This window comes from Streptomyces sp. NPDC006430 (genome assembly GCF_040612395.1).
Classification (GTDB): Bacteria; Actinomycetota; Actinomycetes; order Streptomycetales; family Streptomycetaceae; genus Streptomyces.
This window is the reverse complement of record NZ_JBEXQA010000023.1, coordinates 16,986-35,404: the sequence shown is the minus strand read 5'-3', so window position 1 is coordinate 35,404 and position 18,419 is coordinate 16,986. Positions and strand designations below refer to the sequence as shown.

The window sequence follows — 18,419 nt, the reverse complement described above, 5'->3', positions numbered from 1 at the left end:
CGTGGGCCCTCGCGGCCAGATCGCGTCCGCAGGATGATGGCGACAGGCGCCCTGAGGAGACCGATGCCGTCCTTGCTGAGATCCGCCCTGACACCGCCCGGGCTGACCGGATACCGGCGCGGATGGGTGCGCGGCGACGTGCTCGCCGGGGTGACCGTCGCCGCCTACCTCGTGCCCCAGGTCATGGCCTACGCGGGGGTGGCAGGCCTGCCGCCCGTGTCCGGGCTGTGGGCCGTGCTGCCCGCGATGGTCCTCTACACGCTGTCGGGCACGTCGCGACTGCTGTCGGTGGGGCCCGAGTCCACCACCGCCCTGATGACCGCCGTCGCCGTGGGACCCCTCGCGGCCGGCGACCCGGCGCGCTATGCCGTCCTCGCCGCCGGGCTTGCGGTGATCGTCGGACTGCTGTGCCTGGTGGCCTGGGCGGTGCGCCTGGGTTTCGTCGCGGACCTGCTGTCACGGCCGGTGCTGGTCGGCTACCTCGCGGGCGTCGCCCTGATCATGATCGTGGACCAGTTGCCCCGGCTCACCGGGGTACCGGCGGGGGAATCCGGCTTCTTCCGCCAGCTGTGGTCCTTCGCCGGCCACGTGTCCGCCGTCCACGGGCCCACGCTCGTCCTGGCGCTCACGGCCCTGGCCTTCCTCCTCGCCGCACCCCGGCTGTCCAGGGCCGTCCCCGCCCCGCTGGTCGTCCTGGGCCTCGCCACGGCGGCGGTGACGATGTTCGGCTTGGACGTCCGGTACGGGATCAGGGTGATCGGAACCGTCCCGTCCGGGCTGCCGGCCCCGGCCCTCCCCTCGCTCGCGGACCTGCCCGAACTGCTCCTACCCGCGCTCGGCGTCCTGATCGTCGGGTTCTCCGACGTCGTCCTCACGGCGCGGGCCTTCGCCGCCCCCGACGACCCCCGGCCCCTCGACGCCAACCGCGAGCTGCTGGCGCTGGGCGCCGCCAACCTCGGAGCCGGCTTCCTGCACGGCTTCCCGGTGAGCAGCAGCGCGAGCCGTACCGCCCTCGCCGACGCGACCGGGGCCCGGAGCCAGGCGTACTCGCTCGTCGCGTCCCTCGGCGTACTGGCGGTGCTGCTCTTCCTCGCCCCGTTCCTCGCCCACACCCCGGCCGCAGTCCTCGGCGCCATCGTCATCTACGCGGCCGTCCGCCTGGTCGAACTCGGCGAGTTCCGCCGCCTGGCCCGCTTCCGCCGCCGCGAACTCCTCCTCGCGCTCGGCTGCACCGCGGGCGTGCTGGCCCTCGGCATCCTCTACGGCGTCCTCCTGGCGGTGGCGCTCTCCGTGGTGGAACTGCTGGCGAGGGTCGCCCGCCCCCACGACGCCGTCGAGGGCCTCGTCCCGGGCGTCGCCGGCATGCACGACATCGACGACTACCCGGGGGCCCGCACCGTTGCGGGCTTGCTCGTCTACCGCTACGACTCGCCGCTCTTCTTCGCCAACGCGGAAGACTTCCACCGCCGGGCGCTGGCCGCGCTCGATGCCCAGCGCGAGCCGGTGGAGTGGTTCCTGCTGAACACCGAGGCGAACGTCGAGGTGGACATCACGGCCCTCGACGCGGTCGAGGCCCTCCGCCGGGAACTCGACCGGCGGGGCATCGTCCTCGCGCTGGCCCGCGTCAAGCAGGAGCTCCGGGAGGACCTCGACGCCTACGGCCTCACGGCCTCGATCGGCGAGGACCGGATCTACCCCACCCTGCCGACGGCCGTGGCCGCCTACCGCGCGTGGAAGGCCGGGGAGGGAAACGGTCCCGACCGGTGAGGCCCGCCCGATCAGTGGACGACGCTGAAGCTGCGCCAGGGCAGGCTGGCGGGCGCAGTCACGTTCGAAAGGGTGGTGGCGACGTAGATGCCGTCGCCCCGGTCGGTCTTCTCGCAGTTCAGCGTGCGGTACAGGATGACGTCGACGAGGGTGTTGTTCTCGACGTGGGTGGCGCCCCGCGGGAGACGGATCCGGTGGCAGCCCTGGACCGGCGTGTTGGAGTAGCTCAGGACGAACGGCGAGTCCTGGGCGCGGAAGCTGAGCATTCCGACGGTGCTCCGGCCCAGGCTCGAGCAGGCCGTGGCGGTCAGCAGCAGTGCTGCCGCCCCGATGATGACGCTGATACGCCGGCTGAGGGACATGGCGCGGTCCTCGTCTGTGCGATGGTGGCTGTCCTTGCCCACAGCCTGCCCCGGAGGGGCGCGTGCGGCATCCGGTGCTCGGCCGGGCGGATGAACCGGCTGCCGCCCCAGGAGGGTCCGGGGACGAGGACGGGGGCTCGGGGGCGGTCACGGGGCCGGCAGCGGGCCGCGTCTGCCGGGGGTTCGGGGAGCGGTGCGGAGCGCTGACGGGGCCCGTACATCATTTGTCCAAGGATTCCCCAAGGCCGGGCACGCCTGCGCTTCCCCGGCCCGCAGGGGCCTAGCTTGGGCCCGCATGAGCGTCCATGGCGAGCGTCACCGGGTCGGCAGGACTCCTGCGCGGCGGGGACTGTTCCGGGGTGCCCTGACCGGCGCCGCCGTGGCCGTGTGCGCCGGTCTGGCCGCCGGGGCCGGCTCCACCGTGTACGGCTCCCGTACCCGCCCGCACGGCCCGCGGCCCACCACGCCCGAGGCGGCGCTGCGGGAGCTGTCGGCCGGCAACCTGCGCTGGCGGACGCTGCACGAGCGGCATCCCGACGCCACGCGGACCGTACGGACGGCGCTGGTCGGGGGCCAGCACCCGTTCGCCGTCGTGCTCGGCTGCGTCGACTCCCGGGTTCCGCCGGAGCTGGTCTTCGACCAGGGGCTCGGTGACCTGATGACCGTACGGTCCGCCGGGCAGGTCCTGGACGAGGCGGTGCTCGGCAGCATCGCGTTCGGGGTCGTGGAGCTGGGAATTCCGCTGATCGTGGTGCTGGGGCACCAGTCCTGCGGTGCCGTCACCGCGGCGATCCGTGCCGCCGAGGGCGCATGGGAGATGCCCGGGCACATGCGGTACCTAGTGCAGCAGATCCGCCCGGCGATCGACCGTGCGCTGGTGGGGGACGCACGCATCGACGCCGCGGTCACCGAGAACGTGCGGCTCGTGCGCGCGCGCCTGGCGGCGGAGCCCGAACTGGCCCGTCGGATCGCGGCCGGGAAGCTGGCCGTCATCGGAGCCCGGTACGAACTCACCAGTCAGCGGGTGCGGCGGATCGGTTGAGCGGACCACGGGGGCGTGCACCCGCCCGCCCGACGCGCCACCGGCCCGGCCCCACCCAGCCCGGCCCGGTCAGGGCTCCTCGGGCTCCGGCAGGGGTTGTTCGGACCAGATGACCTTGCCCTCCGGGGTGTACCGGGCCCCCCACCGGCGGCTGATCTGGGCGACGAGGAACAGTCCGCGGCCTCCCTCGTCCGTGGTCGTGGCGTAGTGCAGCCGTGGGGAGCTGCTGCTGCCGTCGAAGACCTCGCAGGTCAGCACCCGGTCGCGCAGGAGGCGTACGCGGACCGGTTCGGCGCCGTGCCGGATGGCGTTGGTGATGAGCTCGCTCAGGACGAGTTCCGTACCGAAGGCGAGCTCGGACAGGCCCCATTCCTCCAGCTTCTCCATGGCGACGGCCCGCATGGCCCCCACCGCGCTCGGCTCGAACGGCACGTCCCATTCGGCGATGCGGTCGGCGGGCAGCGCCGTCGTCCGGGCGACCAGGAGGGCCACGTCGTCGCGGGGGCGGACCGGCAGCAGCTGATCGAGGACCGCCCGGCAGGTCTCCTGCGGGCTGCGGTCGGCGTGCGCCAGAGCGGCGCGGAGCAGGGCGAGACCCTCGTCGATGTCGCGCGTGCGGTCCTCGATGAGCCCGTCGGTGTACAGCACCAGTTGGGTGCCTTCGCTCAGGTCCAGTTCCGCCGACTCGAAGGGGAACCCGCCGAGCCCCAGCGGTGCGCCCGCGGGCAGTTCGGGGATCTCCACGGTGCCGTCCGGGCGCACCACGGCCGGCGGGACGTGCCCCGCCCGGGCCACCGTGCAGCGCTGGGTCACCGCGTCGTACACGGCGTACAGGCAGGTTGCTCCGAGCAGGCCGCCTTCGGCGCCGCCGCCGTCCGCGCTCTGGTCGGTGTACTGGACGAGGTCGTCGAGGCGGGCGAGGAGCTCGTCGGGAGGCAGGTCCAGGGAGGAGAAGTTGAGCACGGCCGTACGCAGTCGGCCCATGGCCGCGGCGGCGTACAGGCCGTGCCCGACGACGTCACCGACGACGAGGGCCACCCGGCTGCCCGGCAGCGGAATCACGTCGAACCAGTCGCCGCCCACCCCGGACTGGGCGGGCAGGTAGTAGTGGGCGACCTCCACGCCGCTCTGCACGGGCAGGTCGCGCGGGAGCAGGCTGCGCTGGAGGGTCACGGCCAGGGCGTGCTCACGGGTGTAGCGGCGGGCGTTGTCGATGCTGACCCCGGCCCGGGCGACAAGCTCTTCCGCCAGTGACTGGTCGTCCTCGTCGAAGGGCTCCGGCTTCTCCGCGCGCCAGAAGTTCACCACGCCCAGTACGACGCCGCGGGCCTTGAGCGGTGCCGTGATCAGGGAGTGGACGCCGTAGTCGATGATGGCCCGGGCCCGTGCCGGGTCCTGGGCGTGCCAGCCCGGCGCGTCGGCCAGATCGGTCACCCTCTCGGCCCGGCCGCTGTTGAGGCCGCGCGCCTGGGGTGTGGAGGGCAGGAAGTCGATCAGCCGGCCCTTGGGGTAGAGCGGGACGTCGTCCCGGATACCGCTGAACCCGGTACGGCGCAGGTCGGCGACGGAAGTGGGCTCGTCGCCGGTGAGTACGGGTTCCGCCAGGTCGACGGTCACGAAGTCCGCGAACCGGGGTACGGCGACGTCGGCGAGCTCCTGGGCCGTCTGCTCCACGTCCAGGGTGGTGCCGACACCGACACCGGCGTCGTACAGCAGCTTGAGCCGCTTGCGGGCCGCCTCGGCGCGGGTGCTGAGCACCTGCATCTCGGTGGAGTCCCGGATGGTGACCGCCGTGCCCTCGGGCCGGCCGCGGGGGCGGGTCGGACGCTGGTTGACGACCAACAGCCGGTCCCCGGCCTCGTGCACCTCGTCGGTGGCCACCCGGCCGGACAGCAGGAGGTCGGCCATCTGCCGGTCGAGTCCCGACAGCTGCCGGATGTGCTGCCCCTCGGCGTCGGGTGGCAGTCTGAGGAGCCGCTTCGCCTCGTCGTTGGCGAGCAGGAGTCGGCCGCCGCCGTCGGTGATCAGCACGCCCTCGCGTACGGAGTGCAGCACCGCGTCGTGGTGCTCGTACATCCTGGTCATTTCGAGGGGGCCGAGCCCGTGGGTCTGGCGCCGCAGGCGGCTGCTGATCAGCGCCGCGCCGGCCGTGGCCAGGGCGAGGCCCGCCGCGCTGGTACCGAGGATGACGGGGAGTTGTCGGTCGACCACACCGGTGACGTTCTTCACGGTGAGGCCGGCCGACACCAGGGCGATGACCTTGCCGCTGGTGCTGGTGGGGGTGGCGTAGACGGGGACGACGGCCTGGATCTCCTGGCCCAGCGGCCCGTGCACGCTCTCGGTGTACACCTGGCCGGCCAGCGAGGGCTCGATCGTTCCCACGAACTGTTTGCCGATGCGGTCGGGGAGGGGGTGGGTGTAGCGGATCCCGCGGGTGTCCATCACGACGATGAAGTCCACCCCGGCGGCCCTGCGGGTCGTCTCGGTGACGGGCTGGAGGATCTTGGAGGGATCGGGGGCCTTGAGGGCCGCGCGCAGACCGAGCGAATGGGCGAACGTCTGCGCGACCGCCACCGAGCGGGTGCGGGCCTCCCGGTCGACGTCGTGCCGGGACTGGAGCACCAGGGCCAGGACCGCGCCGGCGGCGAGCAGCACCACGATCGCCACCTGGAGGACGAATGCCTGTCGGGCGACGCTGCGCGGGCGCTTTTTGCTCAGTGACCGCACCGACGTCCCCGGCACGGGTTGCAAGGATGGGCCACGAACCATTTGTAGCACTGTCGGTCGTCCGCGGCCGGGAGAGCCGCGACCGCCACCCCGGGCGTCGTCAGCCGGAGCGGGGCTCCCGCAGGGTGCTGAGCACCTCTTCGACGTCGAATTCGGTGAGATTCAGGGGCGGTCCCGGCGGTGGCATGCGCAGGGCCGCGCGGATCTTCTCGTTGATCTCGGTGAGGACGGCCCGTGCCTCGCGGGTGGAGCGGGCCGCGCGGGCCGCCTCCAGGGCGTCCTCGGCCTCCTTGCGCAGGGCGAGTGCGGGCGGCAGGGCGGCGAAGCCCTCACGGTGCATCTTGTCCTTGATCCACCACAGCTCGTCGTACGGGGCGTCGATCGCGGCCAACGGCTTGCCGTAACCCGGTAGCTGCTCGAAGTCGCCGCGCTCGGCGGCCTCCCTGATCTGCCGGTCCACGAAGGACTCGAAACTGACGCCCGGTGGCTTGCGCTCGGTCACGGTTCCTCCCTCAAGGCCCCCTGGGGGACGAGCGTATCGCCGGCGCCGGTCGCCACCCAATTATCTTGACGTCAAGATTAATTGCAGGCAAGATGCCGCCAAGTATCTCGATGTCGAGATACTTTGAGGGGTGGGGAGGCCTGAAATGGTGTGGCGGCGTGGCGCGGGGACCCGGAAGGCCGGGCGGGACGGGACCGGCCTGTTGGCGCAGTTGCGCCGTCCGCCCGGGGGCCGGGACGCGCGGATCATGCTGTTCGCCCAGCTGCTGGACCGCACCGGGACGGGCGTCTGGGCCGCCTCCTCGGTCCTGTTCTTCACCTTCGTGGTCGGACTGGATGCCCGACGGCTGGGCCTGCTGCTCGGTGCCGCCGGCATCGCGGGCATCGCCGGCTCGCCGCTGGCCGGCCACTTGGCCGGCCGCTTCCCGGTCCGCACGCTCCTGATCGGTGCTCACCTGCTCCGCCTCGGCGCGATCAGCGCGCTGCTCGTGGTCACCCGCTACGACGTCCTGCTGGCCGTGGTCGCCGTCACCTCCCTGGGGGACCGCGGGGCCAAGACCATGGAGATGCTCTTCGCCACGCGGGCGGCGGGCGAGCGGCGCGCTACCTACCAGGCGCTGTCGCGCAGCGCCGCCAACGCCGGCTACGCGCTCGGCGCGGGCATCGCCGCCCTCGGTCTCGCCGTGGGAACCCGTCAGGCGTACCACGCCCTCGTCCTGGGCAACGCGCTGTCGTTCCTGGCGGCCGCGGCACTGGTGTGGCGCACCCGGGAGCCGCACGGGCACGGCCGCGTGGCCGCACGGACCGGCGGGGCGCCCGTGGCGGGCCACGGCCGCGCCCCGAGCCCGTGGCGGGACCGCGGCTACCTCCGCTTCGTCCTGCTGGACACCGCGATGAACCTGGACGACTCGATCCTGGGCGTCGGACTGCCCCTATGGCTGGTCGACCACACCGACGCGCCGCACGCCGTGGTCCCGGCCTTCCTCGTCGTCAACACCGTGCTCGTCGTCGTCCTCCAGTTGAGGGTTTCGGCGCAGGTCGAAGAACCGCGCCGGGCCGCCGGCGCGGTCCGGCTGTACGGACTGACGATGCTCGGGTGCTGCACGCTCCTGGCCTTCACGCCGGAACACGGGGCCTGGGCCGCCTCGATCGCCCTGGTGGCCGCGGCCGTACTGGTCACCGCGGCGGAGCTGATGCGCTCGGTGAGCTCCTGGGAACTGGCGGTCTCCCTCGCGCCCCCGGAGGCGAGGGCCTCGTACCTGGGGGTGGCGGGCATGTCCCCGTCCGTACAGAAGTCCGCCGGGCCGCTGCTGCTGACCGGTGCGGTGATGGCGGCCGGGCCGGCGGGCTGGCTGGTGCTCGGAGCGGCGGTCGCAGGGCTGTCCGTACTCCAACGGCGGGCCGCCCTGCGGCGACTGGACGCCCTGCACGCCGCATCGACCGGCTCCTGCGCGCCGGCGGGGAACGATCCTGCACCCGTGTCCTGACACCCGCGTTCCCGGGAAAACCCCTTTCCCTACTCTTTCCCTCCTCAGATTCCCCAGTCGAAGGGACAAGTTCCCCTATCGATCGGGAACGGCAGAAATCTAGCCTCGCTACTGCCTGTCCGCGACTGGAATCACTGCGATCGAGGGGGAAGTGTGACTGTTCGGGAGGTCGGTGTTCTGGCGATTGGTGCGGGGCCGGCGAATTTGGCGCTGGCGGTGGCCGTCGAGGAGTCGGGTTCGGCGGAGTTGGCGGACGGGATGTTGTTGTTGGAGCAGAGTCCGGACGTCAAGTGGCAGCGTGATCTGTTGATGCCGTGGGCGCGTAGTCAGGTGTCTTTTTTGAAGGACCTGGTGACGTTGCGGAATCCGTCGAGCAGGTTCACGTTCCTGAATTTCCTGCATGCGCAGGGGAGGTTGGACGAGTTCGTGAATTTGGGGACGTTCCATCCGTTCCGGTGGGAGTTCTCGGATTATTTGCAGTGGGTTGCACAGTCGTTGGAGCGGGTGGAGATCCGTTACGGGGCGCGGGCTGCGCGGGTCGATCCGGTGTGTGGGGCGGACGGGTCGGTGTCGGGGTGGAGTGTGGTGTTGACGGACGGGGATGTCGTCCGGTGTCGGGATCTGGTGGTGGGTGGTGGTCGTGATCCGCGGGTGCCGGAGGTGTTTGCGGGTTTGCCGGGTGATCGCTTGATCCATAGTGCGCAGTATCGGACGCGGATTGCGCGGGTTCCGCGTGATGAGCCGGTGCGGGTGGTGGTGGTAGGTGGGGCGCAGAGTGCGGCGGAGATGTTTTATGCGTTGCATGAGAATTTGCCGCAGAGTCGGGTGACGATGGTGGTGCGGTCGATCGGGTTGCAGAACTATCAGACGAGCAAGTTCGTGAACGAGTTGTTCTTTCCGTCGTTCGTGGATGAGTTCTATGACAGTTCGGCGGAGGTGCGGGCACAGGTTTTGGATGAGATGCGGTTGACGAATTATGCGGGGTTGGCGCCGCCGTTCTTGGACGAGTTGTACACGATGTTGTACCGGCAGCGGGCGTTGGGTCCGCAGCGTTCCGAGGTGCGGGCGATGACCGAGGTCGTGGGGGCTCGGGTGGAGGAGGGGGAGGTGGTGTTGGACCTGCGGGACCGGTTGAGCGGGAAGGTGGAGCCCCTGCGGTGTGATCTGGTTCTGCTCGGTACCGGTTATGACCCGCGCAAGCCTGCTCTGGTGCGGGAGTTGGCGGCGCGGGTGGGGATCGAGGAGGTGTCGGTTTCTCGTGCGCACCGGGTCGATCTCGGTGAGTCGGCTTGGGGGGCGGTCTACCTCCAGGGGGTGAACGAGGAGACCCATGGCATCGCTGACTCCCTGATCAGCGTCCTCGCGCACCGTTCCCACGACATTCTGACCGACCTCCTGGCCCGCCGCGCCGTCACCGGATCCAGGAGCGCCTGATGGAGCGGACACTGGTCATCGCCCCCGGCCCTACCGCCAACGGCGACCTGCACCTCGGTCACCTGGCCGGCCCGTTCCTGGCCGCCGACGTCTGCACGAGGTACGCGCGCGCCGCGGGCCGCGACGTGCTGTTCGGCACGGGCGTGCACTTCACGCAGAGCTACATCGTGACCACCGCGCGCAGACTGGGCGTGGAACCCGAGGACCTGCGCATCCGGTCGGCCGGGCAGGTGGAGGAGACCCTGACGGCCGTGGGCATCCGGCCGGACGGCTTCGTCCGCTTCGGCGACCGGTACGTCAAGGCCGTCCGGACCTTCTTCGAGCGCCTGCACAGCAGCGGCAAACTCCGCCTGAAGGGCGTGCAGTTCCCCTACGCGCCGCGGACCGGCGCCTACCTCACCGACGCGTACGTACGCGGCGGCTGCCCGGTGTGCCTCGCCGACGGGTGCGCCGGCCTCTGCGAGAACTGCGGCCACTGGATCGCCTCCGGCGATCTGATCGACCCCCGCTCGACCCTGCACCCCGACGAACCGGTCGAACTGCGCGAGAAGCAGGTCCTGGTGCTGCCGCTGGAGGACCACCGCGACGCGCTCGTCGCCTACTTCGCCCGGCAGAGCGCGACCATGCGGCCCCGCCTGGCGCAGATGATCGAGGAGATCCTGGCCCGGCCGCTCCCGGACTACCCGATCACCCTCCCCATCGCGTGGGGCATACCCGCCCCCTTCCCGGAAGTCGCCGGCCAGGTGATCTACGCGGATGCCGAGACCATCGCCTGGAGCATGCACTGCACCGCGCTGGCAGCCGAACACCACGGTGAAGTCATGTCCTCCGAGGACGAGTTGTGGTTCTCCGAGACCGGAAACAAGGTGGTGTACTTCTTCGGGTCGGACGCCGGTTTCGCCTTCGCGGTCGTCGGCGCCGCGATGCTGGAGGCGCTGGGCGGCTACACCCTGCCTGAGCACTTCGTCACCAACGAGTTCTACGAGCTCGACCACGACAAGTTCTCCACCAGCCGCGGCCACGTCGTGTCGGGGCGCGAACTGGCCGCCGAAGTGCCCCGGGACCTCATTCGCTTCTACCTCGCGGTGACCAGCCCGGACTACCAGCGCACCAACTTCACCCGCGAGGCCATGGCCCGCGTGACCGACGAGCGGCTCGTGCAGCCGTGGAACCGGGTGGTGGACAAGGTCGGCAGCTGGGTGGGCCGCGGTCCGCTGCCGGTGTCCGAACGGTCCAGGTCAGCGGGCGCGCGCCTGGTGGAGCGCTTCGCCGCCGCCTACGACGTCCGCCGGTTCAACCTGACCGCCGCCGCCTTCACCCTGTCCGAACAACTGGCACGGTTGGACCGGTGGGAGGTGCGGGCGGCCGACGCGGGCGACTTCTGCCACGAGGTGGACCTGTTCCTGCGCTGCGCGGCGCCGCTCCTGATCGACCTGGCCGACACGGCCCTCCCGGACCGTACGATCCCCGCCGAGCCGCACGCCACGCAGTTCACGCCCGTACGGCTGCCCCGGCTGGCGGGGACGGGTCGGTGAGGGCAGCGGTTTCTGCCCAGCACGTGGTGATCGTGGGAGGGGGCGTCACCGGGCTGCTGACCGCGGTGGAGTGCGCGCTCGCCGGCCACCGCGTGACCGTGCTGGACCGGGGCCCGATCCCCAACCCGCAGTCCAGTTCCTTCGACCAGCACCGGGTCATCCGTACCTTCAGCCCGGACGACGCCGATGCCACCCGGAAGATGACCGCTGCCCACCGCCGGTGGCAGGAGCTGGAGACCCTGTTCGCCACCCGCTTGCGCCGTCCGGTCGGGGTGGTCACGGCCTGGCCGCGGGAGCGGCTCGACGCGGTCGCCGCGTCGGCGGCCGAGATGGGGGCCCGCGTACGGACGGTCGAGCCGCGGGCGCTGCCGCACCTGGAGTTCCCGGCCGGCTCGGCAGGCGTACTGGACGTGGACGCGGGGGTGTTGCTCGCCGAACGGGTGCTGCACGCCGCGGCCCGGTGGCTCGCCGGGCACGCCGCGGTGAACGTGCGTCCGTACCGAGAGGTGACCGCGATCGACGGGGACCGCGGCGAGGTCGGGCTCGCCGACGGCGCGTCCGTGGGCGCCGACCTGGTGCTCGTTGCGGCCGGCCCGTGGACCCGCGACCTGGTCGGGCCGCCGGTCGTCCTGCACCGCCAGACCATGGTCTACCTGCGACCACCGCAGGACACGGTCCGGTGGTGGGAGAGCGCACCCGCCGCAGGGGGCCTCGGCGCGGACGGACGGGCCTGGGCGGTGCCGCCCGGACACGGCACGCTCTTGAAGATCAGCTCCGACGCGGTGTGCCGCGCGGTGGACACCACCGGGGACGGCGACGAGGAGGGCCAGGCGCCCTGGGTGGAACGGCTGGCCCAGGCACCACCGGTGAGCGGCCTGGACCGCTACACCGTGGCCGCGATCACGGCGTGCCACTACGCGACCGACGCGGACACCGGCGGCGCGCTGCTCGCCCGCGTCGCGCCGGCCGTCTGGTCGCGGCCGGCGTGCGGTGGCTCCGGATTCAGTTCGGCACCGCTCGTCGCGGGCCGGATCGTCGATGTCTTGAGGGAAGGGGCGGCATGACGGAGGATGCTCCGATCCGGGTGTTCGATGCGCTGAAGGCGACTCCGACACCGGTCCGATATCTCCTCGGCGGCGTATTGATCAACCAGCTCGGCGCGTTCGTCCAGACGTTCCTCGTGCTGTACCTGACCTTCCGCGGCGCGTCGGTCAACGCGGCGGGTCTGGCGCTCGTCGCCTACAGCATCGGTTCCGTCTTCGGCACGATGCTGGGCGGGGAGGTCACCCACCGCTTCGGACCGCGGGTCACCATCATGACGGTCATGGCCGCCTCCGCTCCGCTGGTGGCCTCGATCTCCTGGCTGAGCGGGCCGGGGACGCTGTGGCCGCTGCTCGTCGTGGTCGCACTCGCCGGTCTGTTCACCCAGGCCTACCGGCCGGCCGCGGCCGTGATGCTCAGCGACCTGATGCCGGAGCGGTACCAGGTCATGGCGTTCTCGATGATGCGGATCGCGCTGAATATCGGCGCGGCACTGGCCCCGCTGATCGCCGCGGTCCTCATCCTGGTCGACTGGGACCTGCTGTTCTGGATCGACGGTGCGACCGCGCTGGTCTACTCGTTGCTGGCCTTCGCCCTGCTCCCGAAGAAGGCCGAGGAGGCGCGGGCGGCCGCCGGGGCCGAAGCGGGCACCGGGACCGGAGCCGCCGAGACGGGGGCCGCCGGCAGCGAACCCGCCGGCAGCGAACCCACCGCGGACGGCCCGTCCGCGTACGCCACCATGCTGCGGGACCGGAAGTACCTCTTCTATCTGGCCGCCATCCTGCTCGGCTCCCTCACCTATGCGCAGGGCCACATCGCCCTGCCGCTGGAGCTGGCCGCGGACGACTACCCGACCAGCTTCTACAGCACGGTGCTCACGGTGTCGTCCGTCGTGCTGATCACCTGCGAGCTCAAGATCACGGCCTACCTCAGCAGGTTGCCGAAGCACGTGCGGGTGATCGCCGGCCACCTGGTGGAGGCCGTCGGCCTCGCGGTCTACGGACTGTCCTCGCGGTCCGGCGCGTTCACCATCACCGGGGCGGTGCTGGTCGTCTGCGGCATCATGATCGCCGCGCCGAGCATGTTCGCCCACCCGGCGACCTTCCCCGCGGCGGTGAAGGCCCGCTACATCGCCACGATGCAGGCCGTGGGCGGGGCGGCCTCGGCGCTCGCGCCGCTGTTCGGCGTCTTCCTCTGGACCACGCTCGGTGGCGGGTTCTGGCTCCTGTGCGGCGTCGTGACCGCCGGGGCCGGACTGCTCGCCCTGGCGGGCGTCAAACAGCCGCCCCCACCCAGCCCCGCACAGGCCGCGGACCCCAGCGCCGAAGACCCGGCGGAAGTCGTCGGAGGCACGTCGTGAACGAGCAGCCCGGCACGACCAGCGGGCCGGTCCTGGTCGTCGGGTTCGTCGGTGTCACGCTCGCGGCCCTGGGGGAGTTCCAGCCGGACGACTCGGTGATCTACGTCGAGGAGCCGGACGTCGTCCGCAAGCGGCACGTCCGCGACCAGATCGACGGGGTGGGGTTCGTCCGCGGCCTGATCGAGTGGGAGTACCACCTCGCGGGCAAGGCCGACGAGTTCCACCAGGCCCACCCCGACCTCGCTCCCTGCGCGATCGTCCCGGCGATCGAGTACGCGACCCCGTTCGCGGCGCGCCTCGCCGAACGCTACGGCCTGCCCGGCGCCGGTCTCGGGGCGGCGCAGATCCTGCGCGACAAGGCACTGTTACGGCAGGTCAGCGCCGCGGCCGGGATCGCCAATCCGGCCAGTGTCCGGGTGACCGGCCCCGCCGACGTCCTGGCCTTCCTGCGCGACCGGCCGGGCCCCGTCGTGCTCAAGCCGGCCAACCGCCAGGCCGCCGTGGGCACCCGGGTGATCCGCGACGCGGCCGAGGTCGAGCAGGCCTGGGCCGACTGCCTGGTCCAGGACGAGGGCATCTTCGTGCCCGACCGGCCGATGGAACGGTCCATGCTGGTCGAACAGTACGTGGACGGACCCGAGTACAGCGTCGAGATGCTCGTACGCGACGGGGGCGCGCTGTTCGTCAACGTCACCGGCAAGCAGCTGTTCCCCGGGCCCCATCCGGTGGAGATGGCGCACATCGTGCCGGCGGACATCCCGGCGGACCTCGCGCACGCGCTCGGGGCGCAGACGGCACGCGTGGTGGAGGCCGTCGGCTTCCGCGACGGGATCGTGCACTGCGAATGGATCGTCTCGGACGGTGTCCCGTACCTCGTGGAATGCGCGGGCCGGCTCGCCGGCGGCGGCATCATCGACACCATCCAACTGGCCTACCCGGTCGAGCTGATGCGCAGCTACTACGCGGTGATGAAGGGCGAGGACCTGCCGGCCGAACTGCCCCGGCGGGCCAAGGGCGGAGCGGCCGTACGGTTCCTGGCGACCGGGCCGGGCCGGGTCGTGGGCGTTCACGGCGTCGAGGAGGCGCGGCAGGTGGACGGCGTCTTCCTGGTCGCGGTCACCGCCGAGCCGGGCGACCGGTTCACCGGGCTGCGCCACTCCTGGGACCGGGCGGGGATCGTCATGGCCACCGCGGACAGCCCTGCCGAGGCGCTCCGGCGGGCCGACACGGCCGCGGACAGAATCCGGATCGACATCGAGGGGGAAGTGTGACTGTTCGGGAGGTCGGTGTTCTGGCGATTGGTGCGGGGCCGGCGAATTTGGCGCTCGCGGTGGCCGTCGAGGAGTCGGGTTCGGCGGAGTTGGCGGACGGGATGTTGTTGTTGGAGCAGAGTCCGGACGTCAAGTGGCAGCGTGATCTGTTGATGCCGTGGGCGCGTAGTCAGGTGTCTTTTTTGAAGGACCTGGTGACGTTGCGGAATCCGTCGAGCAGGTTCACGTTCCTGAATTTCCTGCATGCGCAGGGGAGGTTGGACGAGTTCGTGAATTTGGGGACGTTCCATCCGTTCCGGTGGGAGTTCTCGGATTATTTGCAGTGGGTTGCACAGTCGTTGGAGCGGGTGGAGATCCGTTACGGGGCGCGGGCTGCGCGGGTCGATCCGGTGTGTGGGGCGGACGGGTCGGTGTCGGGGTGGAGTGTGGTGTTGACGGACGGGGATGTCGTCCGGTGTCGGGATCTGGTGGTGGGTGGTGGTCGTGATCCGCGGGTGCCGGAGGTGTTTGCGGGTTTGCCGGGTGATCGCTTGATCCATAGTGCGCAGTATCGGACGCGGATTGCGCGGGTTCCGCGTGATGAGCCGGTGCGGGTGGTGGTGGTAGGTGGGGCGCAGAGTGCGGCGGAGATGTTTTATGCGTTGCATGAGAATTTGCCGCAGAGTCGGGTGACGATGGTGGTGCGGTCGATCGGGTTGCAGAACTATCAGACGAGCAAGTTCGTGAACGAGTTGTTCTTTCCGTCGTTCGTGGATGAGTTCTATGACAGTTCGGCGGAGGTGCGGGCACAGGTTTTGGATGAGATGCGGTTGACGAATTATGCGGGGTTGGCGCCGCCGTTCTTGGACGAGTTGTACACGATGTTGTACCGGCAGCGGGCGTTGGGTCCGCAGCGTTCCGAGGTGCGGGCGATGACCGAGGTCGTGGGGGCTCGGGTGGAGGAGGGGGAGGTGGTGTTGGACCTGCGGGACCGGTTGAGCGGGAAGGTGGAGCCCCTGCGGTGTGATCTGGTTCTGCTCGGTACCGGTTATGACCCGCGCAAGCCTGCTCTGGTGCGGGAGTTGGCGGCGCGGGTGGGGATCGAGGAGGTGTCGGTTTCTCGTGCGCACCGGGTCGATCTCGGTGAGTCGGCTTGGGGGGCGGTCTACCTCCAGGGGGTGAACGAGGAGACCCATGGCATCGCTGACTCTCTGATCAGCGTCCTCGCGCACCGTTCCCACGACATTCTGACCGACCTCCTGGCCCGCCGCGCCGCCGAGCAGCCCACCCCGGTGGGAGGTACGGCATGACCGCTCACAACGGCACGCTGCTGGTCATCGGCAGCGGGCTGAAGGTCTACCGCGAGTACCTCGTCGCGCCGATCCGCCGCCGCGCCCGCGCGGCGGGCCTGGAGATGGTGCTGCTCAACAACCTCAATCCCACCTGGCAGCGCGACTACTTCGACGAGATCGTCGTCGCCAACGTCTTCGACTCCGAGGCGATGGGCGCGGCGGCACGCGAGGTCGCCGCACGCCACCGCATCATCGGCCTCATGTGCTGGGACGAGCCGCTGGTCCTGGACGCCGGGCTCCTCGCCGCCGAGTTCGGCGTGCCGGGGCTGTCCGTGCCCGGCGTACGCGGCTGCCGCGACAAGCAGCTCACCCGGGCCGAGCTCACCGCTGCGGGCCTCCACCAGCCGGGGTTCGAGCTGACCACCACGGTGGAGGGAGCCAGGGCCGCGGCCGAGCGGATCGGCTATCCCGTCGTGATCAAGCCGCGCGCGATGGGCGCCAGCATCGGCGTCGTGTTCGCGGCCGACGAGGCCGAACTGGACGCTGCGTACCGCATCGCCCTGTCCGCGAGCGAGGTCGACCCCGGTCCCTACCGCGCGAGCGCCCTCGTCGAGGCATACGCCCCGGGGCCGGAGATCAGCATCGACGGCGCCGTGCACAAGGGCGAGTACCTCCCGATGTTCGTGGCCCGCAAGCACAGCAGCGACCAGCCGTACTTCGAGGAGGTCGGGCACCTCGTCGACGCGGCCGACCCGCTGATGGAGGACCAGGAGCTGATGCACACCCTGGCCCGGGCGCACCGGGTCCTCGGCATCGAGGACGGCATCACCCACAGCGAGGTGCGGTTGACCGGACGCGGGCCGCTGATCGTAGAGATCAACGGCCGGCTGGGCGGGGACCTGATCCCCTTCCTCGGCAGGACCGCCACCGGCATCGAGCCCGGTGAGGTGCTGTTCGACGTGGCCACCGGGCAACGGCCGGACACCCGGCCCACCCGGCGGGCGGTGGCCGGAATCCGGTTCGGCTACCCCGAGCGGGACTGTCTCCTGAGATCGGTCGCGGTGCCGACCGCGGCGCCCGGTCTGGTCGCCGCGGCTCCCATGGCCGAGCCCGGCACCACCCTGCGGCTGCCCCCGGGCGGCTACCTGGCACGCCACTCCTTCGTGGTGTGCGAGGCCGACGACGCGCGGACCTGCCTCGACCGGCTGGACACGGCGGCGGCGCTCGTCGAACTGGACGCCGAACCGATCGGCCCGCCCGATCCGGACGCGCCGTTCGAGATGCCGGCCGGTCTGCTCGACGTCGACGGATGACCGGCACACACCAACACCTGAGGGGGACCACATGAGCACGACCTGGAACCCGGGGGCCGAGGCGCCCGGAACCGCGGCGGAGATCCTCGACCGTGCGAAGGCGCTGGCCCCGCGGCTGCGTGAACGGTCGCAGGAGATCGAGCAGGCCCGGCAACTGCCGCAGGACGTCGTGCAGATGCTGCGGGACACCGGCGTGTTCCGGATGTGCTTCGGCCGTGAGTGGGGCGGCCCCGAGCTGACCTCGATGGAGCAGGTCGAGATCGTCGAAACGCTGGCCTACGGGGACGCCTCGGCGGGCTGGTGTGCGGCGATCGGCGCCATGACCGGGGCGATCAGCAACTTCCTGGAACCCGCCACGGTCAAGGAGGTGTTCCCCAACCTGGACGTGATCACCGCGGGGCTGATCGCGCCGGCCGGCCGTGCCGAGCGGGTTCCCGGGGGTTTCCGGCTCAGTGGCCGGTGGTCGTTCGGCAGCGGGATCACCCATGCCGACTGGGTGACCTCGGGGGCGTTCATCTACCAGGACGGCGAGCCGTGGGCGAGTCCCGACGGCAGCAACGCGCACGCGTCGCGCCAGTTCCTGGTGCCGCGCGCGCAGGTCGAGGTCATCGACAACTGGGACACCACGGGCTTGTGCGGCAGCGGCAGTTGCGACTACACGATGACCGACGTGTTCGTGCCCGAGGAGCACACCTTCACCTTCTACAACGTGAAGGGCAGGCCCGGCCCGCTCGCCCAGCCGGACTCCTTCATGCGCAGCCTGAGCGCCGTGCCGCTCGGCGTGGCCCGCGCCGCGCTGGACCACGTCCGGGAGACGGCGCTCACCCGGGTGGACCGGATGACCAACACGCCGTGGGCGGACACCTTCCGCGCGCAGGTCACCCTCGCCGAGTGCGAGGCGGAGTTCAACGCCACCCGCAACGGGGTCTACGGCAGCTCGCGACGGCACTGGGAGGTCCTGGCCGCCGGCGGCACCCTGGACGACCTCACCCCGGTGGAACGGGCCGCGTCCTCCCTCGCCTGGGTGCACGCCTTCAGGACCTCGCGGGCGATCGTGAACCGGCTCTACGACCTGCTCCAGACCTGGTCGATCAACCGGTCCTCGCCGATGGACCGCTGGATGCGCGACACCGCGACCATGTGCCAGCACGTCGCCGCCTCGGACCTGATCCTCGAATCGGGCGGCGCCTACCTGCTGGGCCGTCCGCCCAAGTTCCGGATGAGCCTCGGCATCGTCAAGTAGGGCGGCCTCATCCGTCCGCGACCGACCCCGTACGACCCGTACGACCAATCAGCTGGGGGGCAATC

At 71.1% G+C, this 18,419-nt stretch carries 14 protein-coding genes; 11 read left to right on the top strand and 3 right to left on the bottom strand.

All coding sequences use genetic code 11. The annotated features are described in order from the left end of the window. Window positions 1-63 precede the first annotated feature (63 nt). Window positions 64-1,767 (top strand): sulfate permease, encoded by a 1,704-nt coding sequence (gene sulP, locus ABZZ20_RS26690; protein WP_356873768.1) that lies wholly within the window; start codon window positions 64-66, stop codon window positions 1,765-1,767. Window positions 1,768-1,778: 11 nt separating this feature from the next. Here the strand turns inward: sulP and ABZZ20_RS26685 are convergent, their stop codons facing one another. Then, the gene (locus tag ABZZ20_RS26685; protein WP_356873766.1) at window positions 1,779-2,129 is read right to left on the bottom strand and encodes a hypothetical protein; all 351 of its coding nucleotides are present in this window, start codon (window positions 2,127-2,129) and stop codon (window positions 1,779-1,781) included. A 295-nt stretch (window positions 2,130-2,424) separates the two neighbouring features. Here ABZZ20_RS26685 and ABZZ20_RS26680 point away from each other — a divergent pair, with 295 nt between their 5' ends. Next, entirely contained in the window at window positions 2,425-3,171 is a 747-nt protein-coding gene (locus ABZZ20_RS26680; protein WP_356873764.1) for a carbonic anhydrase, read from the top strand. Between the two features lie 69 nt (window positions 3,172-3,240). Here the strand turns inward: ABZZ20_RS26680 and ABZZ20_RS26675 are convergent, their stop codons facing one another. Together ABZZ20_RS26675 and ABZZ20_RS26670 are read right to left on the bottom strand one after the other, a co-directional pair. After that, a complete protein-coding gene (locus ABZZ20_RS26675; RefSeq protein WP_356873762.1) occupies window positions 3,241-5,940 on the bottom strand; it encodes a SpoIIE family protein phosphatase in 2,700 nt (899 codons plus the stop codon). Window positions 5,941-5,998: 58 nt separating this feature from the next. Next, window positions 5,999-6,400, bottom strand: a complete 402-nt coding sequence (locus tag ABZZ20_RS26670) for a DUF1992 domain-containing protein (RefSeq protein WP_356873760.1) — start codon at window positions 6,398-6,400, stop codon at window positions 5,999-6,001. Window positions 6,401-6,545: 145 nt separating this feature from the next. Here ABZZ20_RS26670 and ABZZ20_RS26665 point away from each other — a divergent pair, with 145 nt between their 5' ends. From ABZZ20_RS26665 to ABZZ20_RS26625, 9 genes are all read left to right on the top strand, one after another. Then, window positions 6,546-7,886, top strand: coding sequence for an MFS transporter (locus ABZZ20_RS26665; protein ID WP_356873758.1), 1,341 nt, complete (start codon window positions 6,546-6,548; stop codon window positions 7,884-7,886). A 153-nt stretch (window positions 7,887-8,039) separates the two neighbouring features. Beyond that, on the top strand, window positions 8,040-9,320 hold the full coding sequence (locus tag ABZZ20_RS26660) for a SidA/IucD/PvdA family monooxygenase (protein WP_356873756.1): 1,281 nt from the start codon (window positions 8,040-8,042) through the stop codon (window positions 9,318-9,320). Next, window positions 9,320-10,855: a class I tRNA ligase family protein gene (locus tag ABZZ20_RS26655; protein ID WP_356873754.1), complete on the top strand. Its 1,536-nt coding sequence runs from the start codon at window positions 9,320-9,322 to the stop codon at window positions 10,853-10,855. Before ABZZ20_RS26660 ends, ABZZ20_RS26655 begins: the two co-directional genes overlap by 1 nt. After that, window positions 10,852-11,919, top strand: coding sequence for an FAD-dependent oxidoreductase (locus ABZZ20_RS26650; protein ID WP_356873752.1), 1,068 nt, complete (start codon window positions 10,852-10,854; stop codon window positions 11,917-11,919). The genes ABZZ20_RS26655 and ABZZ20_RS26650 overlap by 4 nt, the downstream gene beginning before the upstream one ends. Then, entirely contained in the window at window positions 11,916-13,256 is a 1,341-nt protein-coding gene (locus ABZZ20_RS26645) for an MFS transporter (protein WP_356873750.1), read from the top strand. Before ABZZ20_RS26650 ends, ABZZ20_RS26645 begins: the two co-directional genes overlap by 4 nt. Beyond that, window positions 13,253-14,527 (top strand): ATP-grasp domain-containing protein, encoded by a 1,275-nt coding sequence (locus ABZZ20_RS26640; RefSeq protein ID WP_356873748.1) that lies wholly within the window; start codon window positions 13,253-13,255, stop codon window positions 14,525-14,527. Before ABZZ20_RS26645 ends, ABZZ20_RS26640 begins: the two co-directional genes overlap by 4 nt. Beyond that, the gene (locus tag ABZZ20_RS26635) at window positions 14,524-15,816 is read left to right on the top strand and encodes a SidA/IucD/PvdA family monooxygenase (protein WP_356873746.1); all 1,293 of its coding nucleotides are present in this window, start codon (window positions 14,524-14,526) and stop codon (window positions 15,814-15,816) included. The genes ABZZ20_RS26640 and ABZZ20_RS26635 overlap by 4 nt, the downstream gene beginning before the upstream one ends. Beyond that, the gene (locus ABZZ20_RS26630) at window positions 15,813-17,111 is read left to right on the top strand and encodes an ATP-grasp domain-containing protein (protein ID WP_356873744.1); all 1,299 of its coding nucleotides are present in this window, start codon (window positions 15,813-15,815) and stop codon (window positions 17,109-17,111) included. Before ABZZ20_RS26635 ends, ABZZ20_RS26630 begins: the two co-directional genes overlap by 4 nt. 31 nt (window positions 17,112-17,142) lie before the next feature. Then, a complete protein-coding gene (locus ABZZ20_RS26625) occupies window positions 17,143-18,354 on the top strand; it encodes an acyl-CoA dehydrogenase family protein (protein WP_356873742.1) in 1,212 nt (403 codons plus the stop codon). Window positions 18,355-18,419: the final 65 nt, after the last annotated feature.